The organism is Geodermatophilus sp. SYSU D00697 (assembly GCF_054050175.1).
The window spans coordinates 61,546-87,171 of the sequence record NZ_JBJGYV010000011.1 but is presented as its reverse complement, the minus strand read 5'-3'; the positions used below and the strand labels follow the sequence as shown (position 1 = coordinate 87,171).

Below are 25,626 nucleotides of genomic sequence, written 5' to 3'. Positions count from 1 at the left end.
GCAAACGCCTCCTTACGGTGCGTGCAGACGCGCTCGGAACACCGCCCACTTCCCGGGGCGGGGCGCGGCGAGAGGGGGCCGGCGATGCGGCGCGACCGGACGACGAGGCGACGCTGGCTCGGCGCCGCGCTCTCCCTGCCCGCCGCGGGGGTCGTCCTCCTCACCCCGGCTCCCGCGAGCGCCGAGCCCACGACCGCCGGGCCCACGACCGCCGCCGAGGCCGCGCGACTGGTCGCCGAGACCGGCCAACAGCTGAGCGTTCTCGACGAGCAGGTCCACCAGGCCGAGGTCACCGTGGCCGAGCAGCAGCGGGCCGCGGAGGACGCCGCGGCCGACGCAGCCCGGGCCCAGGCCGCCCTGGCCGCCTACGAGCCGCAGCTGCGCGCGATCGCGCAGAGCGCGGGGACCACCCAGTCGCGCATGGCGGCCTTCCTCACCGGGGACTCGGCGGACGACGTCGTCCAGCAGATGACCACGCTCGACGTCATCGCCGCCCACACCGAGGGGCTGATCTCCGAGGTCGCCGCCGTCCAGGACGCCGCCGAGCGGGCCCAGGCCGAGGCGGACGCCGCGGCGACCCAGGCCACCGCCGCGCTCGCGGAGCTGGAGCGCCAGCAGGGCGAGGTGCAGGCCCGGGTGGACGCCTACGAGGCCGACTTCAGCCGCCTGACCGCCGCCGAGCAGGCCGCGGTGACCACCCGGCTGGCCGGGCCGTCGCTGGCGGCGCCGTCCACGGCGTCGGTGGTGGCCGCCGCGCCGAGCGCGCAGGTCGCGGAGGTGCTCGAGGCCGCGCTCGCCCAGGTCGGCGACGACTACGTCTGGGGCGGGACCGGCCCCAACGGGTTCGACTGCTCCGGGCTGACCAGCTTCGCCTTCCGGGCGGCGGGGGTCTCCCTGCCGCACTCCAGCCGCGCCCAGTCGGGCATGGGGGCGGCGGTCTCCCGCAGCCAGCTCCAGCCCGGTGACCTGGTCTTCTTCGGCTCGCCCGTCTACCACGTGGGCATCTACGTCGGCGGCGGCAAGATGGTCCACGCGCGCACCTTCGGCCAGCCGGTCGCGGTGACCAGCGTCGACATGGGCGGCTACTCCGGCGCCCGCCGCATCCTGGGCCAGTAGGGCCTGCGGCCCTCCTGCAGGGTCCCGCCGCCGGCCCCGTCCAGAGGCTCGTCCCGCGCCTGCGAGAGACGAGGAGGACGGGGTCCTGCTCTGGTGGGGGGCAGGAGGGCCCTCCCTCAGTGGAGCCGGCGGCCCTCGGCGAGCAGTTGCACCAGGGCGCCGATCCGCTTCGCGCGGGTGGCCGGCGTCGCGGCCGTCGCCACGCGGTGGAGGACGGCGTAGCGGTTGCGCCCGTCGAGCGCGTCGAACTGCGCCTGCGCGGCCGGCTCGGCGGCGAGCGCGGCGGCGAGGTCGTCGGGCACCGTCGCCGAGGCCGGCCCCGCGTAGGCCCGCTCCCAGCGACCATCGGCCTTCGCCGCCTCGACCGCGGCCAGGCCCGCCGGGCGCATCCGGCCGGCCGCGGTCAGTGACTCGACCGCCGCGACGTTCTTCTGCGACCAGATGCTGCGCGGCCGGCGTGGGGTGATCCGCTGCAGGTAGGACGTGTCGTCGAGCCGCTGCGAGCGCCCGTCGATCCAGCCGAAGCACAGCACCGACTCGACCAGCTCGGCGTAGGTCACCGACGGCACGCCGGCGCCCTTCTTGGCCAGCTCCACGTACAGACCCGGCGCCGTGGCGTGCTCGGCCTCGAGCCAGGCCTCCAGGGCGGCCTGGTCGGGGAAGCGCAGCACGGGCAGGTCGGTCGGCAGCGTCACGGCGGGCATGGTGCCTCCGGGGGCCCCCGCCGTCCAGGGCAGTCGATCCGGTTCCGTAGCGTTCGGTGATCGACGTGCACGAGGAGGTGCCGGGATGAGCGGCGAGGTTCCTGCGACGGTGCAGGGCATCTACGACGAGGTGCTGCGGCGCAACCGCGGGGAGACGGAGTTCCTGCAGGCGGTGCGGGAGGTCCTCGAGTCCCTCGCCGTCGTGCTCGACCGGCACACCGAGTACACCGAGATGAAGACCGTCCAGCGCATCTGCGAGCCGGAGCGGCAGATCATCTTCCGCGTGCCGTGGCAGGACGACCGCGGCGAGGTGCACATCAACCGCGGTTTCCGCGTCGAGTTCAACTCCGCGCTCGGCCCCTACAAGGGCGGCCTGCGTTTCCACCCCTCGGTCAACCTGGGGATCGTCAAGTTCCTCGGCTTCGAGCAGGTGTTCAAGAACGCGCTGACCGGCATGCCCATCGGCGGCGGCAAGGGCGGCTCCGACTTCGACCCCAAGGGGCGGTCGGACGCCGAGGTCATGCGCTTCTGCCAGTCGTTCATGACCGAGCTCTACCGCCACCTCGGCGAGTACACCGACGTCCCGGCCGGGGACATCGGGGTGGGCACGCGGGAGATCGGGTACCTCTTCGGCCAGTACAAGCGGATCACCAACCGCTACGAGTCCGGCGTCGTCACCGGCAAGGGGCTGGGCTGGGGTGGCGCGCTGGTCCGCACCGAGGCCACCGGCTACGGAGCGGCCTTCTTCGCCGAGGCGATGATGGCGGCGGCCGGGGAGTCGTTCGACGGCAAGCGCGTGGTCGTCAGCGGCTCGGGCAACGTCGCCGTCTACGGCATCGAGAAGGTCCACCAGCGCGGCGGCACGGTGGTGGCCTGCTCCGACTCCGCCGGCTACGTCGTCGACGAGAAGGGCATCGACCTCGACGTCCTCAAGCAGGTCAAGGAGGTCGAGCGGGGCCGGGTGGCCGACTACGCCGACCGGGTGCCGTCGGCCGAGTACGTGCCCGGGGGCAGCGTCTGGGACGTCCCCTGTGACGTCGCCATCCCGAGCGCCACGCAGAACGAGCTGGACGGCGATGCCGCCGCCGTCCTCGTCCGCAACGGCTGCCGGTACGTGGTGGAGGGCGCCAACATGCCCACGACCCCCGAGGCGGTGCGCGTGTTCCGGGACGCCGGGACCGCCTTCGCCCCAGGCAAGGCCGCCAACGCTGGCGGGGTGGCGACCTCGGCGCTGGAGATGCAGCAGAACGCGTCGCGCGACCGCTGGACCTTCGAGCACACCGAGGCCCGGCTGGAGGAGATCATGCGGGACATCCACGCCCGCTGCCACGCCACGGCCGAGGAGTACGGGTCGCCCGGCGACCTGGTCCTCGGGGCCAACGTGGCCGGCTTCCTCCAGGTCGCGGAGGCCGTCCACGCCCACGGGCTGATCTGAGGAGGCCCCCCTTCCTCCCCGCCCTTCGCACGCTCAGGGCGGGGCCCGGATGGGGGCCGTTCCAGTACGTCACCAGGCTCGCGGCGGGCCCTTGCACGGGGCCCGCCGCGTCGGGCTCAGACCTCGGCGCGCAGCGCCTCGGCGGCCAGGGCGAGGGAGCGCATCTTGCCCGCGGCCGACCCCCGCGGCAGGTACTTCAGGCCGCAGTCGCTGGTGAGCACCAGCCGCGCGACGTCCACGTCGTCCAGGGCGCGGCGCACCCGGTCGGCCACGACCTCCGGCGTCTCGACCTCCGGCGTGGACAGGTCGAGGACGCCGAGGGCGATGCCCTTGCCCCGCAGCGGCCGCAGCTGGGCCGGGTCGAGGTGCGACTGGGCGGTCTCCACCGAGACGGTGTCGACCGGGGTGTCGGCCAGCTCCGGGAGGAAGGAGTAGCCCTCCGGCCGCTCGGACACCATCGCGGCGTACCCGAAGCACAGGTGCAGGTGCACCGGCCCGGGAGCGCCCTCCACGGCCCGCGTGACCGCCTCCGCGCCGTACTGGCGGGCGACCTCGGGCCGCGCCTGCAGCCACGGCTCGTCGATCTGCACGATGTCGGCCCCGGCGGCGAACAGGTCGGCGATCTCGGCGCGGACGACGTCGGCGTAGGCCAGGGCGAGGGCCCGGTCGTCGGCGTAGTGGTCGTTCTGCGCCTGCTGCGCCATGGTGAACGGCCCCGGAACGGTGATCTTGACCGTCCGGTCGGTGTGCGCGCGCAGGAAGCGGACGTCGTCGACCTGCACCGGCTCCCGGCGGGCGACGTCCCCGACCACCCGCGGCACCGGGATCTGCTTGCCGGACCGGTTCGTCACGTGACCCGGGCTGTCGAGGTCGAGCCCGTCGAGCGCGGTGGCGAAGTGGTTGGAGTAGGACTCCCGGCGGATCTCGCCGTCGGTGAGGATGTCCAGCCCCGCCTCCTCCTGCGACCGGATGGCCAGCAGCGTGGCGTCGTCCTGCGCCTCGGCGAGGAACTCCGGGGCCACCCGCCACAGCTCCTTCGCGCGGACCCGCGGGGGGAACTGATGGGCCAGCCGGTCGCGGTCGATCAGCCAGTCCGGCTGGGGGAGGCTCCCGACGATCGAGGTGGGCAGCAGCGGCAGGGACGCGGACATGCCGAGGAGTCTGCCGTGCGCCGCACCGGTGCGCCCGGGCCCCTCCTGTGCTGTGCTGACCTCGTGGCCGAGAACTACATCGCGCAACTGGAGTTCGGCTCCCCGAAGATCGACGACGACGCGTTCGTCGCCCCCACGGCGGTGGTCGTCGGGGCGGTCACGATGGGGCCGCGGTCGAGCATCTGGTACGGCGCGGTCGCCCGGGCCGACCACGAGGTCATCGAGATCGGTGAGGGGTCCAACGTGCAGGACGGCAGCACCCTGCACTCCGATCCGGGCTTCCCGCTGATCGTCGGCCGCGGCGTGACCGTCGGCCACCGCGTGGTGCTGCACGGCGCCCGGGTTGACGACGACGTCCTGGTCGGCATGGGCAGCGTCGTCATGAACGGCGCGCACATCGGCGCCGGGTCGATCGTCGCCGCGGGTGCGGTCGTCACCCAGGGCACCCGGGTGCCGCCGGGCTCGCTGGTCGCCGGCATCCCGGCGAAGGTGGTCCGGCAGACCACCGACGAGGACATGGCCCACATCCGCGGCAACGCGGCCAGCTACACCGAGCGGCTGCCCGCGGCGCGGAGGGTCCGGCCGGTGGTGCGCCAGCCGCTGCCGCCGGCGGGCGCGGTGCCGGGGGACGACTTCGCCGACTGAGGGCCCGGCGGTCAGGTGCCGAGGACGAGGACCCAGCGGTTGATCGGCCCCTGTCGCTCGTAGCGGACCTCGTCCACCGCGGCACGGACCAGCGACAGCCCCCGGCCGCGCTCGGCTCCTCCGGCGGGTGCCGGGCGCTCGAGGGCGCTGGGGTCGACCGGGGCGCCGTCGTCCTCGAACACGGCCCGCAGCCGCTGCGGGCTGCTGGACAGCCGGAGGGACACCCGAGCGGCGCCGGCAGCCACCGCGTGCTCGGCGATGTTCGCCGCGACCTCGGCCACCGCCGTCTCGAAGCGGATCCGGTCCCGCGTCCCGACGTCCGGCTCGTCGGCCCACAACCGGGCCAGCAGCGCGTGCACGGGCTCGAGCAGCTCCGGGCCGGCCGTGGACCGGAGCTGGTGGCTCGCCCCGCCCCTCACCTCAGTCGCCGGCGAAGGCGCTGGCGACGTCCGGGCGGGGCCGCAGCACCTTCCGGAGGTTGGTCAGCTCCAGCACGGCCTCGACCTGCTCGCCGGCCGCGGCGATGCGCAGGTCGCCACCGGCCTGACGGGCGGTCTTGAGTCCCGCGATCAGCGCTCCCAGCCCCGACGAGTCCATCGACTCGGTCCGGGAGAGGTCCACGACGATCCGCGGCGTCCCCCCGGCAACGAGCTCGCCCACCAGCGACCGCAGCCGGGGCGCAGCCACCATGTTGAGCCGGCCCACGGGCCGCACCACGCCGATGCCGCTGTCGGTGGTCTCGGTCTCGAACTCGGTCATGCGGCCGCCTCCGCGGGTCGCTCCTCGGGTCCGCGGTGGCGGACGGCCTTGATGATCACACTGAGGACGGCGAGGTCGAAGGCGACCCACACCAGGTTGACGGCCGTGCCCAGCCCCGACGCGGCACCGGTGGCCATCCGGACGGTCCCCACGACCGCGGCGGCCGACAGCAGCCCCATGACGGCCAGCTGCGGCCGGACGAGGTGCCACGGGCGCCGGGCGACCGACTGCCGCTCCTTCGGCGTCACCGCGAAGCCCAGGCTCCGGCCGAGGACCACGTTGCCGACGGCCGTGGTCACCGAGCGGATCCACACCGGGAACAGCGCGAGGGAGTACTGCTGCCCGCGCCAGCTCCGCTTGCCCCGGCCGATCAGGTAGAAGAGCAGCTGGTTGACCGCCAGGAACGGCAGAAGGCGGAGGAAGAAGTCGGCCGACAGGGCCTGCACCGGCAGGACCCCGCTGACCAGGTAGACGACCGGGGCGGCGAAGTAGACCACGGCCGCGAAGCCGGACAGGTAGCTCCACATCGTGGCCCAGTACATGAGCCGCTGGGCCACGGTGAGGCCGCGCTGCACCAGCGGGTTCTCCCGCAGCATCACCTGGACCGTGCCCTGGGCCCACCGCAGCCGCTGGGTGAGCATGGTGCCGAGGTCCTCCGGCGCCAGTCCCAGGGCCAGCGTCTCGTGGTGGTAGACGGTGCGCCAGCCCAGCGCGTGCAGCCGCATGCAGGTCGCCATGTCCTCGGTCACCGAGATGGTCGCCATCGGCATGAGCGGCTGGGCCTCGTCGTCCCGGTCCACGTCGATGGCCCGCACCAGCGTGCGCACCGTCTCGACGGCACCGAGTGGTGACCAGTCCCGGTGCGCCAGCCGGCTCAGCGCCGCCCGGTCCAGCTCGGCCGGGCCGCCCTCCTCCGCGTCCAGCTCCGCGGAGAGGGCGGCGATCTCGGCGAGGTCGGTCTCCAGCGCGGTGACGTCCGCGTCGACCAGGCGGCGGCCGGCCTCGTCGACGCGCTTCTGGAACCCGTACGTCACATCGGCCAGGGCCGCGCCGGCGCGCAGCTCCGCGCGGGCCTGGGCCACGGCCTCGGCGACCGCGTCGAGGGCCGCGCGCGCGGCGACCTGCGTCGGGTCGAGGCGCCTGCGGGCCCGGGCGAGCACCCGGTCCGCGGTCCGGAGCGTGCGGGCGACAGCCACCTCCACCTCGGTCACGTACCGGGAGACGCCCAGCTGCATGAGCGCCTCGCGGCGGAGGACCGCGTTCGAGCCGCAGAAGAAGGCGGCGTTCCAGCCGTCCTTGCCCTGCTGGATCGGGCCGTAGAACAGCGGCGCCTGGCTGCCGAACGGGTCGTCGTCGGGCACGTTGACGAACACCTGCGGCGTCTGCACGAGGGCCGTCTGCGGGTCGCGGAAGTAGCCGAGGGTGCGGTCGAGGATCGCCGGGTCGGGGACCTGGTCGGCGTCGAGGACCAGGATGAACTCGCCGTCGGTGCTCATCAGGGCGTTGTTCAGGTTCCCCGCCTTGGCGTGCCGCTGGCGGCCCGCCCACTCCGCCGAGCGGGTGATGACCCCGATGCCGGCGGCCTCGGCCCGCTCACGCAGCTCGGGGCGGGCGCCGTCGTCGAGGATCCACGTCCGGTGCGGGTGGCGGATCCGCTGCGCCGCCTCCGCCGTGGCCATCACCAGGTCGAGGGGTTCGTTGTAGGTGGTGATGAAGACGTCGACGGTCGCGCCGTCGGGCGGCGGCGGAGGCTCGCGCCGCCGGCGCAGCCGCCACATGGTGAGGCCGAAGAGCAGCGAGTCGACGAGGCTGTAGGTCTCCGCGAGGACCAGGGGCACGGCGATCCACCAGGCCGACCAGTTGACGCTCTCCAGCCACCGCCACACCACGTAGTCCACGCCGAGGACCGCGGTGAGCAGGACCAGCACCCGGAGGCCGAACAGCCGCGGGGTCAGCGGCACGCGGGGGGACAGCGCGGCGGCGACCTCGCGGTCGGCCAGCGGGCGGACCGAGCTGGCACCCGGCCCGGTCCAGGCCGTCCGGCGGTGGCGGCTCACGGCGCCGCCTGCCGTCGCACGGCCACCGCCGTCACGTCGTCCAGGGGCGCGGCCGCCGACGCCAGCGCCCGGACGGCCCGCAACAGGTCGTCCGGTTCGGGGTGGTCCTCGAGCAGTCGGCCCACCTCGCCGAGGGCCTCGTGGGTGCCGCCGAGGACGTCGAGGAGCCCGTCGCTGAAGCACAGGAGGCTGTCACCCGGCTCCAGCACCACCTCGTGCTCAGCCCACTCCTGTTCGGCGTCGATGCCGAGGGGGAGGTCGGCACCGGCCAGGCGCACGACACCGCCACCCGCGCGCCGCAGCAGGGTCATCCCGTGGCCGGCGTCGCCGTACCGGACCCGCCCGCTCGCGGCGTCGAGACGGGCGTGGAAGGCCGTGACGAAGGAACCCGTGCGGGTCAGGTCGGGGAGCAGCACCCGGTTCGCCGCGGTGAGGAGCTCGCCCTCCGAGCGGTGGCCGCCCGGCGGTGCGGCCTCGCACACGACCGAACGCAGCACCGCCCGGACGCTCGCCATGAGGATGGCGGCGCCGGCGCCCTTGCCCATGACGTCGGCGACGGTCAGGACGAGGTCGCCGTCGACCACGTCGTGGTCGAAGAGGTCACCGCCGACGGCGGAGGCGGGCTGGCAGGAGCCGGCCACCGCGTAGCCCGGGACGTCCGGCGGCCGGGCCGGCAGCAGTGCCCGCTGGACCTCCCGGGCGCGGTCCATCTCGACCGAGCGGGCGAGCTCGAACTCGGTCCACCCCGCCAGCTCCTCGAGAGCGGCGACCTGCTCGTCGGTGAAGGCCCGGGGGCGGACGTCGAACAGGCAGAGGGTGCCCACGGTGAGCCCGCCGGGTCCGGTCAGCGGCTGCCCGGCGTAGAAGCGCACGTGCGGCGGACCGACGACCGCCGGACTGCCGGCGAACCGCGGGTCGAGGGCGGCGTCGGGGACGACGTGCACCCTCCCGAGGGCCATCGTGCGGTCGCAGAAGGACGCCTGTCGGTCCGCGCGCCCGCCGGGGAACCCCTGCGCGGACTTGAACCACAGCGAGTGCTCGTCGATGAGCGTGATGGTCGCGATGGGGACGTCGAAGACCCGCTGCGCCAGCCGGGTGATGCGGTCGAAGCGCTCCTCGGGGCCGGTCCCGAGCAGCTGCAGCCGCTCCAGCGCCCGCAGGCGCCGGGCCTCCGCGGGATCGGTCGGCTGGGCCGCCCGGGCGTCGGAGCGGGTCGGCGCGGCGGTCACCGGCCCGCCAGCCGGCGTCCGGCGAGGGCGCTCCGCATGGCGTCCGCGCCGGCCGGGCTGCTGGCGATCCGCCAGTCGGCCTCCTTGGCGTGGTCGAACCACACGAACGCCGCGACGTCGGGCTGCTCGTCGAGCCAGGCGACCAGGTCGCGGATCCAGGCGGCCTTGTCCCCGCCCTCTTCGGCCGAGGCCACCTCCGCGATGGTGATGGGGACCCCCGGTGCGAGGCCACGCAGTTCCTCGACGCTGTCGGCGAAGAGCTCCTCGGGCTCCTGCCAGGCGTGGCCGGGTCTGCTCGTCCCCCAGTTGTAGCCGTCCAGAGCCACCTGGTCGACGTAGCGAGCCCCCGGCCAGGTCACGGACAGTGGCGACGACCCCGCAAAAGAGACGTTCGGGTTCCACACGAACTGCACGTTTCCCGCCCGACGGGCCTCGAACACCTCCGTGACGTGACGGAACGCTGCGATGTGGTCGGCCGCGGTGGTGCCACCCACCCCGACCGCCCACGGGTACCAGTCCCCGTTCTGTTCGTGGGCGAAGCGCAGCAGCACCGGGCGTCCCCAGTCGCGCAGCGCGTCGGCCCACTGCCGGAGGTACGCGTCATGGGCACCCGCTGCGATGTCGGCCATCGAGAAGACCCGGTTCCCGGGATCGTCGGCGTCCCACGGCTCCCAGGTGACGACGGGAGTGGCCCCTCGTGCGGCGATGGCGTCCAGGTCGCCGACCGGGGGTGCAGCGGTGAAGTCGACGTAGACCACGACCAGGGAGGGTCGTTCCCCGGTGGCGGCCTCGACCGCGTCCAGCTCGCCGGTCGCCCGCGCCCCGCCGGGTGTGGTGACCCCGAAGGCGAGGGGCTCGGTGCGCTCGGGTGCGTCGCCCGTCGCGGCGGTCAGCACGGCGGCGCCGACCGTGGCCCCGACCGTGGCCCCGACGAGGAGCCCCCACCAGGGTCGGATGCGGGTCCCCACGACCTGGCGCAACGAGCGCCGGTCCGATCGGTCGCGCACTGTCGGGTGATCAGGTCCGCAGGAGTTCCCGCACGAGCGCGCCGACGGCGTCGATCTCGATGAGGAACCCGTCGTGCCCGTACGGCGAGGAGAGGACCCGCAGCGGCACGCCCAGCCCCTCGGCCACCTCCTCCTGCTGCCCCAGTGGGTAGAGCCGGTCGCTGTCGACGCCGGCGACGACAGCGCGTGCGGTCACCCGCGACAGCGCGGCCGCGATCCCGCCGCGTCCCCGGCCGACGTCCCAGGAGTTCATGGCCTCGGTCAGCACCACGTAGCTGCCCGGGTCGAACCGGCGGGCCAGCTTGGTCGCGTGGTGGTCGAGGTAGGAGGCGACGGCGTAGCGGCCGTCGTCCTGGACGACCGTGCCGAACCGCTCGTCGAGCTCCCCGGGGCTGCGGTAGGTGAGGTGGGCGATCCGGCGGGCCACCCCCAGCCCCGCCACGGGGCCGGGACCGGGCAGGTAGTCCCCGCCGGCCCAGGCCGGGTCGGCGAGGATCGCCGCCTGCTGGGTGGTCTGCGTGCCCAGCTGGTCGGCGCTCACCGCGGCGGCCGAGGCGAGGAAGAACAGCGCGTCCACCCGCTCGGGCAGCGCCACGGCCCACTCCAGCGCCCGCATCCCGCCCATCGAGCCGCCGAGCACCGCCGCCCAGCGGTCGATGCCCAGGGAGTCGGCGAGCGCCGCCTCCACCCGCACCTGGTCGTGCACGGTGACGGCCGGGAAGCGGGAGCCGTGGGGGGCGCCGTCCGGCGCGGGGGACGAGGGTCCCGTCGTCCCCTGGCAGCCGCCGAGCACGTTGGCGCAGACGACGAAGAACCGGTCGGTGTCCAGCGGCGCCCCGGGCCCGACCAGCCCGTCCCACCACCCCGGCGTCGGGTGGCCGGGCCCGGCGGGGCCGGCGACGTGGCTGTCGCCGGTGAGCGCGTGCTCCACCAGGACGGCGTTGCCGCCGTCGGGCGCGAGCGTCCCCCAGGTCTCGTAGGCGACCCGCACCGCCGGCAGCTGCCCGCCGTGTTCCAGCAGGAACGGCCCGGGCAGGGAGAGGAAGAGCCGGTCGCCGACCGGGTCCCCCTCCCGCCAGCCCCCGGGGCGGAGCGGGGCCCAGGACGCGACCCGGGCCCCGCCCACCTCAGGCCTCCTTGGCCGCGCGGAAGCCGGCCTCCAGGTCGGCGAGGATGTCGTCGATCCCCTCGAGGCCGACGGCCAGCCGCACCAGTCCGGGGGTGACGCCGGTGGTCAGCTGCTCCTCGGGGGTCAGCTGGGAGTGCGTCGTCGACGCCGGGTGGATCACCAGGCTGCGGACGTCGCCGATGTTGGCCACGTGGCTGTGCAGCTCCAGCGCGTCGACGAAGCGCTTGCCGGCCTCCACCCCGCCGCGCAGCTCGAAGGTGAGGACGGCGCCGGCGCCACGCGGTGCGTACTTCTGCTGCGCCGCGTGCCAGGGGGACGACGGCAGCCCGGGGTAGTTCACCCGGTCGACCGCGTCGTGGCCCTCGAGGAACTCCGCGACCCGCTGGGCGTTGGCCACGTGCCGCTCCATGCGCAGCGACAGGGTCTCGATGCCCTGGACCACCAGGAAGGCGTTGAACGGGGAGATGGCCGGGCCGAGGTCGCGCAGCAGCTGCACGCGCGCCTTGAGCGCGTAGGCCGGGGCGCCCAGGTCGGCGTAGACGACGCCGTGGTAGGTGGGGTCGGGCTCGGTGAAGCCGGGGAACTTCCCGTTCCGCCAGTCGAAGTTGCCCGAGTCGACGATCAGGCCGGCGATCGCGGTGCCGTGACCGCCCAGGTACTTGGTCGCCGAGTGGACGACGACGTCGGCGCCGAACTCGATCGGCCGGATCAGGTAGGGCGTGGCGATGGTGTTGTCGACGATCAGCGGGACGCCGTTGCGGTGGGCCACCTCCGCCACCGCGCTGGTGTCGAGCACGTCGCCCTTCGGGTTGCCGATCGACTCGGCGTAGAAGGCCTTGGTGTTCTCCTGCACCAGCGACTGCCAGTTCTCCGGGTCGTCGGGGTCCTCGACGAAGGAGACGCTGACCCCGAGCTTCGGCAGCGAGTGGTGCAGCAGGTTGTACGTGCCGCCGTACAGGGAGGCGGAGGCGACGACGTGGCTGCCGGCCTCGGCGATGTTGAGGATCGCGAGGGTCTCGGCGGCCTGCCCGCTGGAGACGGCCAGCGCCGCGACGCCGCCCTCCAGCGAGGCGACGCGCTGCTCCAGCGCGTCCTGCGTCGGGTTCATGATCCGGGTGTAGATGTTGCCCATCTCGGCCAGCGCGAACAGGTCGGCGGCGTGCTGGGCGTCGCGGAACTGGTAGCTCGTCGTCGCGTAGATCGGCAGGGCGCGGGCGCCGGTCGTCGGGTCCGGGCTCGTACCGGCGTGGATCTGCCGGGTCTCGAAGCTCCAGCTCTGCGGGTCGGTCATGCGCCGGTCTCCTCTCGTCGGGAGACCCCGCGGCGCACGGGGACCTCCGTCCTTGCCGGACGGCGGGCGCCGTCCGGCCGGCTCTTCCCCTGGAGCACCTCGGACGGAGTCGAGGTTGCCGGGCAGCCAGCCAGGTGCTTTGCACTGCCTCTCGTGAGCCAGGCGTGATCCTAGGCAGGTCGCGTCGGCGGGGGAGACGCCCCCCACCTGTGCGAGCGCCCGGCCGGCCCCCGGCCACCAGGGCGGTCCCGCGGCGGTCCGGCAGGCTGGCGCCGTGCGCGCACTCGTCTTCGACACCTTCGGCGGCCCGCTGACCGTGCGGGAGGTGCCCGATCCCGACCCAGCCCCGGACGGCGTCGTCGTCCGGGTCGGTGCCAGCGGGATCTGCCGCAGCGACTGGCACGCCTGGCAGGGCCACGACCCCGACGTCGTCCTGCCGCACGTGCCCGGGCACGAGCTGGCCGGCACGGTGGCCGCGGTCGGTGCCGGCGTCCGCCGGTGGCGGGTGGGGGACCGGGTCACCGTGCCCTTCGTCAACGCCTGCGGCCGGTGCGCCCAGTGCGCCGCCGGGGACCACCAGGTCTGCCCGCGCCAGACCCAGCCCGGCTCCACCTCCTGGGGCTCGCTGGCCGAGCACGTCGCGCTGGACGCCGCCGACGTCAACCTGGTGGGACTGCCCGACGCGCTCGACGAGGCGACCGCGGCGAGCCTGGGCTGCCGGTACGCCACGGCCTTCCGGGCGGTCGTGCAGGTCGGCGCGGTGCGCCCCGGCGAGTGGGTGGCCGTGCACGGCTGCGGCGGCGTGGGGCTCTCCGCGGTCCAGGTCGCCGCCGCCGCGGGTGCCCGCGTGGTCGCCGTCGACGTCTCCGCGGGAGCCCTGGAGCTCGCGCTCCAGCTGGGCGCGGAGTCCGCGGTGGACGGCGGAGGGGACGTCGTGGCGGCGGTCGCGGAGCTGACCGGCGGCGGGGCGCACGTCTCCCTCGACGCGCTCGGCGCCGCGGTCACCTGCGAGAACTCGGTCCGCTGCCTGCGCCCGCGGGGCCGGCACGTGCAGGTCGGGCTGCTGCCACCGGCCCAGGGGAGGCCCGCGGTGCCGATGGAGCGGGTGATCGCCCTGGAGCTGCAGGTTCTGGGCAGCCACGGCATGGCCGCGCACGCCTACCCCGGGCTGCTGGGCCTCATCGCGGCCGGGCGGCTGGCCCCGCAGCGGCTGGTCACCCGGGAGCTGACCCTCGACGACGCCGGGGCGGCGCTGGCCGAGGTCGGCCGCACCCCCGGCGTCGCGGTGGTGACGTCGTGGTGAGGCCGTGGCTCAGAGCACCTTGGACAGGAACGCCTGGCAGCGCGGGTGCCGCGGGTCGGTGAGCACCCGCCGGGGGTCGCCGGCCTCCAGCACCACGCCCTCGTCCATGAAGACCAGCGTGTCGCCGACCTCGCGCGCGAAGCCCATCTCGTGGGTGACGACGACCATCGTCATCCCCGACTCGGCCAGGCCGCGCATGACGTCGAGGACCTCCCCCACCAGCTCCGGGTCCAGCGCGGACGTCGGCTCGTCGAAGAGCATGAGCTTGGGCTCCATCGCCAGCGCCCGGGCGATCGCCACCCGCTGCTGCTGCCCGCCGGAGAGCTGGTTCGGGTAGTTGTGCACCCGCTCGCCGAGCCCGACCCGCTCCAGCAGCTCGATGCCCCGCTGCCGCGCCGTCTCCTTGCGCACGCCCTTCACCCGCGTCGGCGCCTCGACGACGTTCTCCAGCGCCGTCATGTGCGGGAAGAGGTTGAACCGCTGGAACACCATGCCGATGTCCCGGCGCTGCGCGGCGACCTCCCTGTCCCGGAGCTCGTGCAGCTTGCCGCCGCGCTCGCGGTAGCCCACGAGCTGACCGTCGACCCACAGCCGTCCGGCGTCGATCTTCTCCAGGTGGTTGATGCAGCGCAGGAACGTCGACTTGCCCGAGCCGGACGGGCCGATGACGCAGACCACCTCGCCCGGGGCGACCTCGAGGTCGATGCCCCGGAGCACCTCGACGGAGCCGAAGGACTTGTGCACCCCCTCGGCCCGGACCATGGCCTGCCCGTCGCCGGTCACTTCGAGCTCCCCACGTCGGCCGCCCGGCGGGCGGCGCGCTGTGCCCGGGTCTCCCGCGAGCCGACGCCCCGGCTGAACCGCCGCTCCAGGAAGTACTGGCCGACCATGAGCAGGCTGGCCAGGGCCACGTACCAGAGGATCGAGGCGACGGCCATCGGGATGATCTGGAAGGTGCGGCTGCCGATGGCCCGCAGCTGGAAGTTCAGCTCCGCGCTCACCGGGACGGCGATGAGCAGGGAGGTGTCCTTGAGCATGGCGATCGTCTCGTTGCCGGTCGGCGGGATGATCACCCGCATCGCCTGCGGCAGCACGATCCGGCGCAGGGTCGTGCTCCGGCTCATGCCCAGCGCGCTGGCCGCCTCGGCCTGGCCGGGGTCGACCGACTGGATGCCGGCCCGCACGATCTCGGCCATGTAGGCGCCCTCGGACAGCGCCAGCCCGATCAGGCCGGCCACGAAGCCGGTGAAGATCTGGTTGCCGTCCAGGCCGAACAGCCGCAGGTCCGCGTCGAAGCCGAACAGGTCCATCAGCTGCCGGTCGAAGGGGAAACCGAACTCGTAGGTCGCGTAGAGGGCGCCGAGGTTGGCGACGAAGAACAGCAGCACGATCCGCGGGATGGCGCGGAAGATCCAGATGTAGGTCCAGGCCGCGCCGGACACGACCGGGTTCGGCGAGAGCCGCATGACCGCCAGGACGATGCCCAGCACGACGCCCAGCAGCATCGCCAGCACGGTCATGACCAGCGTCGTCCGGGCCCCGCGGAGCACCGGCGGGCTGAACATGTTGTCGAACATGAAGCCCCACTGGAACACCGGGTTGGTGACCAGCATGTGGACGAACATCGCCGCCAGCACCGCGATGACGGCGGTGGCGATCCAGCGGCCGGGGTGCCGGACCGGCACCGCCCGGATCTGCTCGGGCGGTGCCGGCCGGGCCGTCGTGTCGGCGGCCATGACGGGGGCTCCGGGTCAGCCGACGGTGGGGTTCACCGTCGGGTCGTCGATGGCGCCGTCCTCGACGCCCCACCGCGAGAGCACCTCGGTGTAGGTGCCGTCGTCGATGAGCGCCTGGACGGCGTCGGCGACCGCCTGGGCGAAGTCGGCCTGGTCCTGGGCCACCACGTAGCCGTAGGGGGCGGCGTCGTAGATGTCGCCGAGCAGTTCGAGCTGGCCGTTGGTCTGCTGCACGGCGTAGGCCATGATCGGGGAGTCGGCGAGGCCGGCGACCGCGGCGCCGGAGACGATCGCCGCGGTGGCGTCGCTCTGCAGGTCGTACTGGTTGATCGTGATCGGCTCCTCGCCGGCGGCCTCGCAGGCGTCCGACCGGGCGGTGAGGTCCTCGACCTGCACGGTGGCCTTCTGGACGGCGATGGTCAGCCCGCAGGCGTTGTCCGGGTCGACCCCCTCGGGGTTGCCGGCCTTGGTCGCCCACTGGGTGCCGGCCTCGTAGTAGCTGACCATGTTGGCCTGCTGCAGCCGCTCGGGGTTGATCGTGAACGACGAGACGCCCGCCTCGTAGCGGCCCGAACCCACCCCGGCGATGATCGAGTCGAAGGGGGCGGTCTCGAACTGCGCCTCCAGGCCCAGCTTCTGCGCGACGAGGGTGAACAGGTCGACGTCGAAGCCGATGATCGTCTCGCCGTCCTCGGCGATGAACTCGTTGGGTGCGTAGCTCGTGTCGCTGCCCACGGTGATCACGCCGTCCTCCGCGACCGCCGGGGGCACCCGGTCGGCCAGCGCCTGGTCGGCCTCGACGCTGGGCAGGGGCTCGCTGGTCGCCGCCGCGTCCCCGCTCCCGCCGCCTCCGCCGCTCCCGGCGTCACCGCCGGAGTCGTCCCCGCACCCGGCGAGGACGAGCGTGAGGCCGGCGGCGGCAGCGACTGCCGCCCGTCCGCGCCGGGACAGGTGTCGGATGGCCACGGGGTGTCTCCCTCCACGGGCACCTGGGTGTTCGAGGTGCGGGCTGATCGAGGTGCGGGGCTGTTCGAGGTGCGGGGTGTTCGAGGTGCGGGGTGCTGATCCTGCCCTGCTCGGCGCGGGCGTGGCGCGGCGAGGCCCCTTGCGGAGGACGGTGCGTGGGCCCGGTCACGGCCCGGTGGTGGCGGTCGGGACCGGGCGGCCCGTCGGGGCGGGCGCCTCCGTGGTCTCCGGTTCGTCCGGGGCCGTCGTCGGCTCGTCCTCCTCGGTCGTCGGCTCGGGCTCCTCCTCCTGCTGCTGCCGCGGCGCCTGCTGCGACGTCGTGGCCGGTGCCGAGGGGGTCCGGGACGGGGTCGTGGTCGGGGTGTCCGGCTCGGGAGTGGGCTCGCTGGTCTCCGTCGGCTCGGAGGTCTCCGTCGGCACCGTGGTCTCGGTGGTCTCGGTGGGCCGGGACTCCTCCGGTGCCGGCACGCTGGTGCCGCCGGCCGGGTCGACGGAGGTCGAGGCGGTCGTCTCGGGCCGCACGTAGAGGTACAGCGTGCCGATCGCGAGGAACAGGACGGCGAGGACGGCGGTCGAGGTGCGCGCCCGGCCGAGGTGGTGGGGCACCGCCGACCACCACCGCTGCCGGAGCCCCGGGGGCGGTGCCGTGCTCACCGCGGGCGCCTGCCCCGTGCTCAGCGTGGGCATCTGGCGGGTGCCCTCCTGGCCGTCGCTGTGCCGCGGGGTCATCGGACACCGTCCCCACCGGCGCCGGAGAGCTCGCCCGACGGTGCGCTCGCGGTCGGTGCGGGCAGGTTCATGCCCTCGCGGTGGAACGCCAGCACGATGCGGGCGCGCAGGTCGCGGCCGACCTCGAACTGCTTGCCGGGCAGCGTGCGGGCGACCATCCGGACGTTGACCTGCTCGAGGTCGAGGGTCTCCACGCCCATGACGCTGGGCGGGTCGAGCAGCAGGGGGCGCATCCGCTGGTCGCGGAAGGCCTCGGCGCCCACCTCGCGGAGGATCTCGTTGACCCGGTTGACGTCCATGGACGTCGGCACCGGGACGTCGATGACCGCGCGGGCCCAGTCGCGCGAGAGGTTCGTGACCTTGACGATCTGCCCGTTCGGCAGGGTGATCACCTCGCCGTTGGGGGAGCGCAGCCGGGTGACGCGGAGGGTGACGTCCTCGATGGTCCCGGTGGCCTCGTCGCCGCCGCCGACCACCTGGATCGCGACGACGTCCCCGAAGCCGTACTGCCGCTCGGTGATGATGAAGAAGCCCGCCAGCACGTCCCCGACGATCCGCTGGGCGCCGAAGCCCAGCCCGACGCCGAGCACGGTCGCGGGGGCGACGAGGCCGCCGATGGGGATGCCGGCGCGGTCCAGGACGAAGAACACCGCGATCGCGTAGATCAGCACGATCAGCGTCCAGGTGATCACCTGGGTCAGCGAGTGCCGGTGCTTGGCCGCCTCGGAGCGGACCAGCGCGTCGCCGCCGGTGGCCCGGGCGTCGATCTGGGAGGTGATCCGCTCCCCGACCCAGGCGACGAAGCGGGCCATCAGCACCGAGCCGAGGACGATGAGGACGATCTCCAGCCCGCGGCCGGCGAGCCAGGTGAGCAGTGTGTCGAGTGGTGCCATCAGGCTCCAGCCTCCCCAAGCGCGGGCGGCCGCGCCAACCCGCCCCCGCTCAACGTGACTCGACGAACAGTGACTGCGCGGAGCGGCCGATCGGGCCGGTGGTGTCGTAGAGGTCGGCGAAGCACTGCGCCGCGCCGGCCGGCCCGATCGTCGTGGCCGCGTCCAGGCCCAGCCAGTCGCCGGACGGCGGGCGGACCAGCGCGACGGTGAGGTCGACGTTGGCGAACGTGGCCCGGGTCCAGTCCAGGACGGCGGAGACGCCGCTGGCCGCGTCGGTCATCACCAGCAGGTGCTGCAGCGGCGTCATCGGCTCGCCGTCGACCAGCGTGCACAGCGGCCGGGTCCACGCCGCCGCAGGGCCGGGGGCGTTGAACGAGCCCGAGGCGAACCGCCACTCCAGGGCCCGGTGGTAGGCGACGTCGGTGGCGAAGAAGTCCGCGGTCTCCGCGCGGCTCGCCTCCGGGCCCGGGATGGCGGGGGCGGGCTGGGGCGTGGCGGCGGACTCCCCGGCGCGCATCCGCCAGGCGGTCAGGCGCATGAGCGGCCGGGTCGGGTCACCGGCGGTCAGCGCGGCCTCCACCAGCTCGATCCGCCGTCCCGGGCGCAGCACCCGCGCGCTCACCGCGACCGGCCCCACCGGGACCGGGGCGAGGATGTCGAAGGCCAGCCGCACGGTCTGGCCGCCGGCGATCCCGCCGGCCCGCTCGGCCTCGCGGGCCAGCAGCGCCGCGGGCGGGCCGGCGTGCTGCAGGCCGGGGTCCCAGGGGCCGATGGTCAGGGCGGTGGCCCGGTACCCGCCGTCGACGGGCTCGTACAGCGCTGCGGGCAGGTCCGGCGTCGGCAGGTCCATGCGGGCAGTGTCGCCGCCGGCCCCGGCGGCGGTGCGCCCGGGCGGCCGGCCGCGCCTCGCCCGCCGGCGCCCGCGCGGCCGTCAGCTGCCGGTGCGGCGGGTCTCCCAGACGGCGAAGGCCGCCCACGCCGCGGCCGCGCCCGCGGTGACGATCCACAGCCAGCGCAGGTCGCCGGCGGGGTTGGAGAGCGCCAGCAGGACCGCGACGACGAACACCGCGCCGGCCAGGGGTGGCAGGCGCAACAGCTGCGCGAGCGTGTCCGGACCGGGGATGGTGAGGAACACCACGATCGCCGCGACGAGCAGGAAGCCGCAGAGCCCGCCGAGGAACAGTGCCGTGACCCCGTACTGGGCGGGCAGCACGAGCGAGCCCAGGACGCCGAGGACGGCGCCCACCCCCAGCCAGACCAGCAGTTTCCGGCGTCGGGACGACCACGGGGGCCGGGTCTCGGTCACGGTGCTGTCCTCCCCGGCTCCATCAGCGGCACCTCGGGGGTGTGCCCGGGCGGCGGAGGGGGCACACAGCCGCTGACCGCCCTGTGGCGGCGTCGCTCAGATCACGGCGAGTTTGCACCCACCGACCCGCGTGCGGACGGTGGAGGGGTTGCCGACTGCCTCCTCGGGGGGCGGCGGCACGTCCGTCGTCGATCCAGAGGAGGAGCGCCGAACCCGGCGCCGCGCACACCGTGACGAGAACACCCGCACCACCACGCCAGTCCGCCGACACCGGGACCCACCCGGCCGTCGCCCCACCGCCCCCGCTGGCCGCCGACCGCGGTGGCTCCCTGGACCGCCTCGTGTTCGGCGTCGCCGCCGTCCTCGCCCTGGCCTTCGTCGCCTGGGGCTTCTGGAGCCCGCAGGGGCTCGGCACGGCCAGCGGCACCGCCCTGGAGTGGGTGGAGACCAACCTCGGCTGGCTGTTCGTGCTGCTCGCGTCGGCCTTCGTCGTCTTCGTGCTGTGGCTGGCGGCCGGGAAGTACGGCCGGATCCCGCTGGGCCGGGACGACGAGGCGCCGGAGTTCCGCACGGTCTCCTGGGTCGCGATGATGTTCAGCGCCGGCATGGGGATCGGGCTGATGTTCTTCGGCGTCAGCGAACCGCTGAGCCACTACGTCTCCCCGCCGCCGCGGACCGTGGCCGCCGAGACGCCCGAGGCCGCGCAGACGGCCATGGCCACCACGCTGTTCCACTGGTCGCTGCACCCCTGGGCGATCTACGCCGTGGTCGGGCTGGCCATCGCCTACGGCACGTTCCGTCGCGGGCGCCGGCAGCTGATCAGCGCGGCCTTCGCCCCGCTGTTCGGCACCCGCCGAACCGAGGGGTGGGCCGGGAAGGTCATCGACGTGCTGGCCATCTTCGCCACGCTCTTCGGCTCGGCGGCCTCGCTCGGCCTGGGCGCGCTGCAGATCGGCAGCGGCGTGGAGATCCTCGGCTGGGCGGGGAGCGTGGGCAACGGCGCCCTGGTGGTGATCATCGCGGTCCTCACCGCCGCCTTCGTCGTGTCGGCGGTCTCCGGCATCGCCAAGGGCATCCAGTGGCTGGCCAACACCAACATGGTGCTGGCCCTCGTCCTGGCCGCGTTCGTGTTCGTCGTCGGCCCGACGGTGTTCATCCTCAACCTGCTGCCGGCCACGATCGGCAACTACTTCTCCGACCTGGGGCAGATGGCCGCCCGGACCGAGGCCAGCGGCGGGGACGCCACGGCCGCCTGGCTGCGCGGCTGGACGGTCTTCTACTGGGCCTGGTGGATCAGCTGGACGCCCTTCGTCGGGCTGTTCATCGCCCGGATCAGCCGCGGCCGCACCATCCGGCAGTTCGTCACCGGGGTGCTGCTGGTGCCCAGCGTGGTCAGCCTGCTGTGGTTCGCCGTCTTCGGCGGCGCCGGCATCGCCGCGCAGCGCGGTGGGGCCGACGTCGCCGGGCAGACCACGGCGGAGGGCCAGCTGTTCGGCGTCCTGGAGACCTTCCCCCTGGCCACGGTGATGACCGTGCTGGTCATGCTGCTCGTGGCGATCTTCTTCGTGTCCGGCGCCGACGCCGCGTCGATCGTCATGGGGTCGCTCTCCGAGAGGGGGACGATCGAGCCGAGCCGGACCATCGTGGTGTTCTGGGGCGTCGTCATGGGGGCGGTGGCCGCGATCATGCTGCTGGTCGGCGGGGACGAGGCGCTCACCGGCCTGCAGAACCTGACCATCATCGCCGCGCTGCCCTTCGCCCTGGTGATGGTCGGGCTCGCGGTGTCCTTGGCCAAGGACGTGCGCTCCGACCCGCTGGTGCTGCGCCGCACGGTCGCGGTCGAGGCGGTCGAGCAGGCCGTCGTCGAGGGCATCACCCGGCACGGCGAGGACTTCGTGCTCGTCGTCGAGCCGGCGCCGGACCTCGACGGGGACGGCGTGCCGGACAGCCCGGTGCGGACCGTCGAGCACCGGGCGGAGGACGGCGACCGCGGCGTGCGCGACGTCGGCTCCCCGGTACCCGAGCGCACCGGGCGATGAGTTCCGCCGGCCGGCCCCGTCCTACTCGCGACGGGGCCGGCCGGGCCCCCCGGACGACGGGAGACCACCGTGCGGATGATCTTCGTGAACCTGCCCGTGAGCGACCTGGCCGCCGCGAAGGCCTTCTACGGCGGCCTCGGGTTCTCCTTCAACGAGCAGTTCTCCGACGAGAAGACCGCCTCGGTCGTGATCGAGGAGAACATCGTCGTGATGCTGCTCGCCCGGGACCGCTTCGCGGACTTCGTGGCGGGGGAGGTCGGCGACCCGTCCGCGGCGACCACGCAGCTGGCCGCGCTGTCGGCCGGCAGCCGCGAGGAGGTCGACCAGCTCGTCGAGCGCGCCCTCGCCTCCGGCGGCAAGCCATGGCTGCCGGCCCAGGACCACGGGTTCATGTACGGCGCCAGCTTCACCGACCCGGACGGTCACGTCTGGGAGGTCGTGTGGATGGACCCGGCGTCCGTGCAGTGAGCCCCGCGGAGGCGCTGGCCGGGGTCTTCACGGCGGCCGGGCCCCGGCCGGAGCTCGCCGACCGGCTCGGGGTGTTCGCCCCGCTGGTCGGCAGCTGGGACCTGCGGGTCGTCGACATCGCCCCGGACGGCACCGAGAGCGTCCGGGACGGCGAGTGGCACTTCGGCTGGGCGCTCGACGGGCGGGCGCTGGCCGACGTCTGGATCAGCCCGTCCCGGGCATCCCGCGCCGCCGGTGCGCCCGACGGCGAGTGGGGGCTGAGCCTGCGGTTCTGGGACGCGGCGCTGGGCGCCTACCGCTCCACCTGGCACGGCCCGGCGCGCGGGTGGGTCATCCCGTTCACCGCCCGCCCGACCGCCGACGGGCTGGCCCTGGAGGGGGAGCGGGACGGGACGCGGCTGCGCTGGGTCTTCTCCGAGGTCGGCCCGGGCTCCTTCCGCTGGCGCGCGGAGGAGGACGAGGGCGGCCGCGGGTTCCGCGTGCGGCAGCGCTTCGAGGCGACGCGCGCCGCCGCCGGGGGTCGGTAGGGGGCACGAGCCCCGACGGGGACTACATTGGGCGTCCGTGCGCCGGCCTGCCCTCGGATACGCCGCCACCGTCGCCGCCGCGGGGTTGTTCGCGGTCAACGGCACGGTGTCCACGCTCGCGCTGCAGGCGGGCATCCCGCCGACCCGGCTGACCGCGCTGCGCTGCGCCGGTGCGGCCCTCGGCCTGCTCGCCGTCCTGGCCGTCGTGGCCCCGCGGCGGCTGCGGGTCTCCTGGCGCGAGGTCCCCTTCCTCGCCGGGTTCGGCGTGGTCGGCGTCGCGCTCACCCAGTTCCTGTACTACGTGGCGATCGGCCGGCTGCCGGTGGGCATCGCGCTCGTGTTCGAGATGACCGCGCCGGTGCTGATCGCCCTGTACGTCTGGCTGGTCCGCGGCGAGCGGGTGCGTGGCCGGCTGTGGCTGGCCCTGCTGCTGTCGCTGTCCGGGCTGGTCTTCGTGGCGGAGGTGTGGCAGGGCGGTGGCGGGCTGGACCCGTTGGGGGTCGCGGCGGCGCTGACCGCGGCGGTGTGCCTGGCGACGTACTACCTGATGGGCGAGCGGGGGACGGCCACGCGCGACCCGGTGGCGCTGACCTGCTGGAGCTTCGTGGCCGCGGCGCTGTTCTGGTCGGTCGCGGCGCCGTGGTGGTCGTTCGAGGCCGGCGTGCTGGCCGAGCCGGTCCCGGTGTCGGTCGGCGCGCTCGAGGTCCCGCTGTGGGTGCTGGTCGTCTGGATCGTCGTCCTCGGGGCGATGGTGCCGTTCTGGCTCTCGGTCGCCGCACTGCGCCACCTGTCGCCGACGACGGCCGGGCTGGTGGCGACCGTCGAGCCGGTGTTCGCCTCGGTCGTGGCCTGGCTGTGGGTCGAGCAGGTGCTCTCGGGGTGGCAGGTGCTCGGCGGGTTCGTCGTCCTGGTGGGCATCGGGCTGGCGCAGACCGCCCGGGGCGCCGCGTCCCCGGCCCCGGCGCCTGCCCGGGCTCCGGTCCCCGAGACCGTCGTCCCGTCCTGAGCGGAGGGGACCTGTGCCGGTCACCCGCGCAGTTCCCCTCCGCCCCGTCGCTCAGGTGAGCTTGCGGGCCTCGGAGAGGTAGCCGGCCAGCTCCTGCATGTACTCGGCCTGGGCGGCGTGGTCCATGCCGAGGTACTTCCACGGGTAGAGCTGTCCGTTCTGGACGGCGGGCAGCAGCGCGGCGGTCGGCTGGGCCGCGAACTCCTCCGGCGCCATGCTCAGCCGCAGCGAGTACAGGATGACGTCGCTGGGGTGGTTCGGGACCTCCTCCCAGCCCACGCTGTGCCAGAAGTAGCCGTCGCCGCCGGGGTCGACGAACTGCACGCCGAGATCCTGGTAGAGGTGCAGGGAGGGGTCGTCGGCGGCCTTGCCCATCCACCAGCCGTCGCTGGGGGTGGCGTACACCGGCAGCACGGTGACGCCGCTCGCCGCGGCCTCGGTCAGGGCGGTGGACGCCGCCTCGTAGTCCTCGCGCGCGGCGCTGACCAGCGCGTCGTCGGCGCCGAGGGACTCGGCCAGCTCGAGGGTGCGGTCGATGACGTCGGCCGCCGACCCGCCCCAGGTGATGGCCACGACCGGCGCGATCGCGGCGACCTGCTCCTGCTGCTCGATGGACTCGAAGCCGTACAGGGGCTGGGTCTCGTCGATGGTGCCGGCGGAGTCCACCGGGTACACCGAGGTCACGACGAGGTCGGGGTCGGCGGCGGCCAGCGCCTCGAGGTCGATCTGGCCGTAGCTGGTGCCGACGATCGCCAGGTCGCCGAGGTCCTTGCCCTCGAAGGCGACGTCCTCCGCGGCGGAGGTCTGCCCCCAGGAGGCGACCGGCTCGACGCCGTAGTTCCACAGCGAGGAGACGACGTCGTTGAGCCCGGCGACGCGGGTCGGGGCCTCGTCGAGCTCGACGGTGGTGCCCAGGTCGTCGGTGAACTCCCAGCCGCCCTCCCCCGAGGCGCTGGTGCCGGCGGGGTCCTCGCCCGCGCAGCCGGTGGCGGCGAGGAGCGCGGCCAGGGTGAGGGAGGCGCCGATCAGGCGGCGCGGCGTACGGGGCAACGGTTCTCCTCGCAGGTCGGACCGGGGGTGTTCCCCCGGAACGGGGGCTCAGGTTAGCCTTGCCTTAGTCGGGTGCCGCAAGGGGCTGGCCCGCCGCAGATCGGAGGGCCGGCCGTGACGGTGACCGCGCAGCAGGAGGTCGTGACCGCCCCGGGGTGGGCCTTCTTCCAGGCCTCCGTCGCCGCCGTGCGGCGGCTCGGGCCCAGCTTCGTGCGGCTGACCCTCGCCGGCCCGGACCTCACCGGCTTCGGCGTCGCCGGCGACGACCAGCGGATCAAGCTGGTGCTCGCCCAGGACCCGGCCGGCCTGCGCCGGCTCATGGACTGCGGGTCGGCCTGGTACCCCGAGTACTGCGCCATGCCGGAGGAGCAGCGGCCGCACATCCGCACCTACACGGTGCGCGCCGCCCGGCCCGACCGCGGCGAGGTCGACGTCGACCTCGTCCTGCACGGCATCGAGGACGGGCACGCCGGCCCGGCCGCCCGCTGGGCGGCCTCGGCCGTCCCGGGGGACCGCGTGGTCCTGCTGGGCCCCGACCGGCCCGGCCGCGGCCGGATGTGGGGCGTGGAGTGGGCGCCGCCCGCCACGGCCCGCACGCTGCTGCTGGCCGGCGACGAGACCGCCGTCCCCGCGGTCTGCGCGATCCTGGAGGCGCTCGGCGACGGTCCGCGGTCGGTGACCGCGCTGCTGGAGGTGCCGACCGCCGGGGACGCGATGAACCTCGCCCTCCCCGCCGGGGGCACCGTGCGCTGGCTGCCGCGTGAGGGCGCGGCCCGGGGCTCGCTGCTGGTGCCGGCGGTGCACGCCGCCCTGTGCGAGCTGGGCGTGGCCTCCGGGCGGCCCGCGGCCGACCTGGAGGACGTCGACGTCGACTCCGAGCTGCTGTGGGAGGTCCCGGAGGGGGGCGCCGCCAGCAGCTGCTACGCGTGGCTCGCCGGGGAGGCGGGCGTCGTCAAGCAGCTGCGCCGCCACCTGGTCGGCGATCTGGGTGTCCCCCGCAACGCGGTGGCGTTCATGGGCTACTGGCGGCAGGGCGTCGCGGGCTGAAGGAGGGCCCCGTCCTCCTCACCGCTCGCACGC

At 74.5% G+C, this 25,626-nt stretch carries 26 protein-coding genes and 1 riboswitch; of the genes, 9 read left to right on the top strand and 17 right to left on the bottom strand.

The window, feature by feature from the left end:
- Nucleotides 1–84 precede the first annotated feature (84 nt).
- Entirely contained in the window at nt 85–1,116 is a 1,032-nt protein-coding gene (locus ACI79C_RS11700; RefSeq protein ID WP_456945829.1) for a C40 family peptidase, read from the top strand.
- Nucleotides 1,117–1,232: 116 nt separating this feature from the next.
- Here the strand turns inward: ACI79C_RS11700 and ACI79C_RS11695 are convergent, their stop codons facing one another.
- Complete coding sequence (locus tag ACI79C_RS11695) at nt 1,233–1,811, bottom strand: YdeI/OmpD-associated family protein (RefSeq protein ID WP_456945828.1); 579 nt, start codon at nt 1,809–1,811, stop codon at nt 1,233–1,235.
- Between the two features lie 94 nt (nt 1,812–1,905).
- Here ACI79C_RS11695 and gdhA point away from each other — a divergent pair, with 94 nt between their 5' ends.
- Entirely contained in the window at nt 1,906–3,255 is a 1,350-nt protein-coding gene (gene gdhA / locus ACI79C_RS11690) for an NADP-specific glutamate dehydrogenase (protein WP_456945827.1), read from the top strand.
- Nucleotides 3,256–3,371: 116 nt separating this feature from the next.
- On the opposite strand, the gene ACI79C_RS11685 is transcribed toward gdhA, so the two are convergent.
- Entirely contained in the window at nt 3,372–4,406 is a 1,035-nt protein-coding gene (locus ACI79C_RS11685; RefSeq protein WP_456945826.1) for a uroporphyrinogen decarboxylase family protein, read from the bottom strand.
- Between the two features lie 15 nt (nt 4,407–4,421).
- Between ACI79C_RS11685 and ACI79C_RS11680 the strand changes: the two genes are divergently transcribed.
- Nucleotides 4,422–5,051: a gamma carbonic anhydrase family protein gene (locus ACI79C_RS11680; RefSeq protein ID WP_456945825.1), complete on the top strand. Its 630-nt coding sequence runs from the start codon at nt 4,422–4,424 to the stop codon at nt 5,049–5,051.
- An 11-nt stretch (nt 5,052–5,062) separates the two neighbouring features.
- Here ACI79C_RS11680 and ACI79C_RS11675 read toward each other — a convergent pair whose 3' ends face one another.
- From ACI79C_RS11675 to ACI79C_RS11645, 7 genes are read right to left on the bottom strand one after another with little or no spacing between them, the layout of a single operon-like run.
- Nucleotides 5,063–5,470, bottom strand: a complete 408-nt coding sequence (locus tag ACI79C_RS11675) for an ATP-binding protein (protein WP_456945824.1) — start codon at nt 5,468–5,470, stop codon at nt 5,063–5,065.
- Nucleotide 5,471: 1 nt separating this feature from the next.
- Nucleotides 5,472–5,810: an STAS domain-containing protein gene (locus ACI79C_RS11670; protein ID WP_456945823.1), complete on the bottom strand. Its 339-nt coding sequence runs from the start codon at nt 5,808–5,810 to the stop codon at nt 5,472–5,474.
- Entirely contained in the window at nt 5,807–7,867 is a 2,061-nt protein-coding gene (locus ACI79C_RS11665; protein WP_456945822.1) for a glycosyltransferase family 2 protein, read from the bottom strand. The genes ACI79C_RS11670 and ACI79C_RS11665 overlap by 4 nt, the downstream gene beginning before the upstream one ends.
- The gene (locus ACI79C_RS11660) at nt 7,864–9,096 is read right to left on the bottom strand and encodes a PP2C family protein-serine/threonine phosphatase (protein ID WP_456945821.1); all 1,233 of its coding nucleotides are present in this window, start codon (nt 9,094–9,096) and stop codon (nt 7,864–7,866) included. Before ACI79C_RS11660 ends, ACI79C_RS11665 begins: the two co-directional genes overlap by 4 nt.
- Nucleotides 9,093–10,064: a glycoside hydrolase family 26 protein gene (locus ACI79C_RS11655; protein WP_456945820.1), complete on the bottom strand. Its 972-nt coding sequence runs from the start codon at nt 10,062–10,064 to the stop codon at nt 9,093–9,095. Before ACI79C_RS11655 ends, ACI79C_RS11660 begins: the two co-directional genes overlap by 4 nt.
- Before the next feature lie 49 nt (nt 10,065–10,113).
- On the bottom strand, nt 10,114–11,229 hold the full coding sequence (gene metX, locus ACI79C_RS11650; protein ID WP_456945819.1) for a homoserine O-acetyltransferase MetX: 1,116 nt from the start codon (nt 11,227–11,229) through the stop codon (nt 10,114–10,116).
- A 1-nt stretch (nt 11,230) separates the two neighbouring features.
- A complete protein-coding gene (locus ACI79C_RS11645; protein ID WP_456945818.1) occupies nt 11,231–12,523 on the bottom strand; it encodes a bifunctional o-acetylhomoserine/o-acetylserine sulfhydrylase in 1,293 nt (430 codons plus the stop codon).
- Nucleotides 12,524–12,566: 43 nt separating this feature from the next.
- A riboswitch (SAM riboswitch) is annotated at nt 12,567–12,682 on the bottom strand.
- A 115-nt stretch (nt 12,683–12,797) separates the two neighbouring features.
- On the opposite strand from ACI79C_RS11645, the gene ACI79C_RS11640 reads away from it, so the two are divergent.
- Entirely contained in the window at nt 12,798–13,826 is a 1,029-nt protein-coding gene (locus ACI79C_RS11640) for a zinc-dependent alcohol dehydrogenase family protein (protein WP_456945817.1), read from the top strand.
- A gap of 9 nt (nt 13,827–13,835) precedes the next feature.
- Here ACI79C_RS11640 and ACI79C_RS11635 read toward each other — a convergent pair whose 3' ends face one another.
- The 7 genes from ACI79C_RS11635 to ACI79C_RS11605 form a co-directional block, all read right to left on the bottom strand.
- On the bottom strand, nt 13,836–14,609 hold the full coding sequence (locus tag ACI79C_RS11635) for an amino acid ABC transporter ATP-binding protein (RefSeq protein ID WP_456945816.1): 774 nt from the start codon (nt 14,607–14,609) through the stop codon (nt 13,836–13,838).
- Nucleotides 14,606–15,562: an amino acid ABC transporter permease gene (locus ACI79C_RS11630; protein WP_456945815.1), complete on the bottom strand. Its 957-nt coding sequence runs from the start codon at nt 15,560–15,562 to the stop codon at nt 14,606–14,608. The genes ACI79C_RS11635 and ACI79C_RS11630 overlap by 4 nt, the downstream gene beginning before the upstream one ends.
- 15 nt (nt 15,563–15,577) lie before the next feature.
- Nucleotides 15,578–16,528, bottom strand: a complete 951-nt coding sequence (locus ACI79C_RS11625; RefSeq protein WP_456945814.1) for an ABC transporter substrate-binding protein — start codon at nt 16,526–16,528, stop codon at nt 15,578–15,580.
- Nucleotides 16,529–16,693: 165 nt separating this feature from the next.
- Nucleotides 16,694–17,257, bottom strand: coding sequence for a hypothetical protein (locus ACI79C_RS11620; RefSeq protein WP_456945813.1), 564 nt, complete (start codon nt 17,255–17,257; stop codon nt 16,694–16,696).
- On the bottom strand, nt 17,254–18,150 hold the full coding sequence (locus tag ACI79C_RS11615) for a mechanosensitive ion channel family protein (protein ID WP_456945812.1): 897 nt from the start codon (nt 18,148–18,150) through the stop codon (nt 17,254–17,256). Before ACI79C_RS11615 ends, ACI79C_RS11620 begins: the two co-directional genes overlap by 4 nt.
- Nucleotides 18,151–18,199: 49 nt before the next feature.
- Nucleotides 18,200–19,000: a thioesterase family protein gene (locus ACI79C_RS11610; protein WP_456945811.1), complete on the bottom strand. Its 801-nt coding sequence runs from the start codon at nt 18,998–19,000 to the stop codon at nt 18,200–18,202.
- Nucleotides 19,001–19,081: 81 nt separating this feature from the next.
- Nucleotides 19,082–19,456: a hypothetical protein gene (locus ACI79C_RS11605; RefSeq protein ID WP_456945810.1), complete on the bottom strand. Its 375-nt coding sequence runs from the start codon at nt 19,454–19,456 to the stop codon at nt 19,082–19,084.
- A gap of 230 nt (nt 19,457–19,686) precedes the next feature.
- On the opposite strand from ACI79C_RS11605, the gene ACI79C_RS11600 reads away from it, so the two are divergent.
- The 4 genes from ACI79C_RS11600 to ACI79C_RS11585 all read left to right on the top strand — a co-directional run bounded on the left by ACI79C_RS11600 (nt 19,687) and on the right by ACI79C_RS11585 (nt 23,496).
- Complete coding sequence (locus tag ACI79C_RS11600; protein WP_456945809.1) at nt 19,687–21,495, top strand: BCCT family transporter; 1,809 nt, start codon at nt 19,687–19,689, stop codon at nt 21,493–21,495.
- Nucleotides 21,496–21,570: 75 nt separating this feature from the next.
- On the top strand, nt 21,571–21,963 hold the full coding sequence (locus tag ACI79C_RS11595) for a VOC family protein (protein WP_456945898.1): 393 nt from the start codon (nt 21,571–21,573) through the stop codon (nt 21,961–21,963).
- Entirely contained in the window at nt 21,960–22,490 is a 531-nt protein-coding gene (locus ACI79C_RS11590) for a hypothetical protein (protein WP_456945808.1), read from the top strand. The genes ACI79C_RS11595 and ACI79C_RS11590 overlap by 4 nt, the downstream gene beginning before the upstream one ends.
- 37 nt (nt 22,491–22,527) lie before the next feature.
- Nucleotides 22,528–23,496 (top strand): EamA family transporter, encoded by a 969-nt coding sequence (locus ACI79C_RS11585; protein WP_456945807.1) that lies wholly within the window; start codon nt 22,528–22,530, stop codon nt 23,494–23,496.
- Between the two features lie 51 nt (nt 23,497–23,547).
- Here the strand turns inward: ACI79C_RS11585 and ACI79C_RS11580 are convergent, their stop codons facing one another.
- Nucleotides 23,548–24,546, bottom strand: a complete 999-nt coding sequence (locus ACI79C_RS11580) for an ABC transporter substrate-binding protein (protein ID WP_456945806.1) — start codon at nt 24,544–24,546, stop codon at nt 23,548–23,550.
- A 114-nt stretch (nt 24,547–24,660) separates the two neighbouring features.
- Between ACI79C_RS11580 and ACI79C_RS11575 the strand changes: the two genes are divergently transcribed.
- The gene (locus ACI79C_RS11575; RefSeq protein ID WP_456945805.1) at nt 24,661–25,593 is read left to right on the top strand and encodes a siderophore-interacting protein; all 933 of its coding nucleotides are present in this window, start codon (nt 24,661–24,663) and stop codon (nt 25,591–25,593) included.
- Nucleotides 25,594–25,626 lie beyond the last annotated feature (33 nt).

Coding starts and splice junctions, on each gene's coding strand:
- ACI79C_RS11700 (WP_456945829.1), top strand. CDS start 85: ATGCGGCGCGACCGGACGACGAGGCGACGCTGGCTCGGCGCCGCGCTC.
- gdhA (WP_456945827.1), top strand. CDS start 1,906: ATGAGCGGCGAGGTTCCTGCGACGGTGCAGGGCATCTACGACGAGGTG.
- ACI79C_RS11685 (WP_456945826.1), bottom strand. CDS start 4,406: ATGTCCGCGTCCCTGCCGCTGCTGCCCACCTCGATCGTCGGGAGCCTC.
- ACI79C_RS11670 (WP_456945823.1), bottom strand. CDS start 5,810: ATGACCGAGTTCGAGACCGAGACCACCGACAGCGGCATCGGCGTGGTG.
- ACI79C_RS11645 (WP_456945818.1), bottom strand. CDS start 12,523: ATGACCGACCCGCAGAGCTGGAGCTTCGAGACCCGGCAGATCCACGCC.
- ACI79C_RS11630 (WP_456945815.1), bottom strand. CDS start 15,562: ATGGCCGCCGACACGACGGCCCGGCCGGCACCGCCCGAGCAGATCCGG.
- ACI79C_RS11620 (WP_456945813.1), bottom strand. CDS start 17,257: ATGACCCCGCGGCACAGCGACGGCCAGGAGGGCACCCGCCAGATGCCC.
- ACI79C_RS11615 (WP_456945812.1), bottom strand. CDS start 18,150: ATGGCACCACTCGACACACTGCTCACCTGGCTCGCCGGCCGCGGGCTG.
- ACI79C_RS11610 (WP_456945811.1), bottom strand. CDS start 19,000: ATGGACCTGCCGACGCCGGACCTGCCCGCAGCGCTGTACGAGCCCGTC.
- ACI79C_RS11595 (WP_456945898.1), top strand. CDS start 21,571: ATGATCTTCGTGAACCTGCCCGTGAGCGACCTGGCCGCCGCGAAGGCC.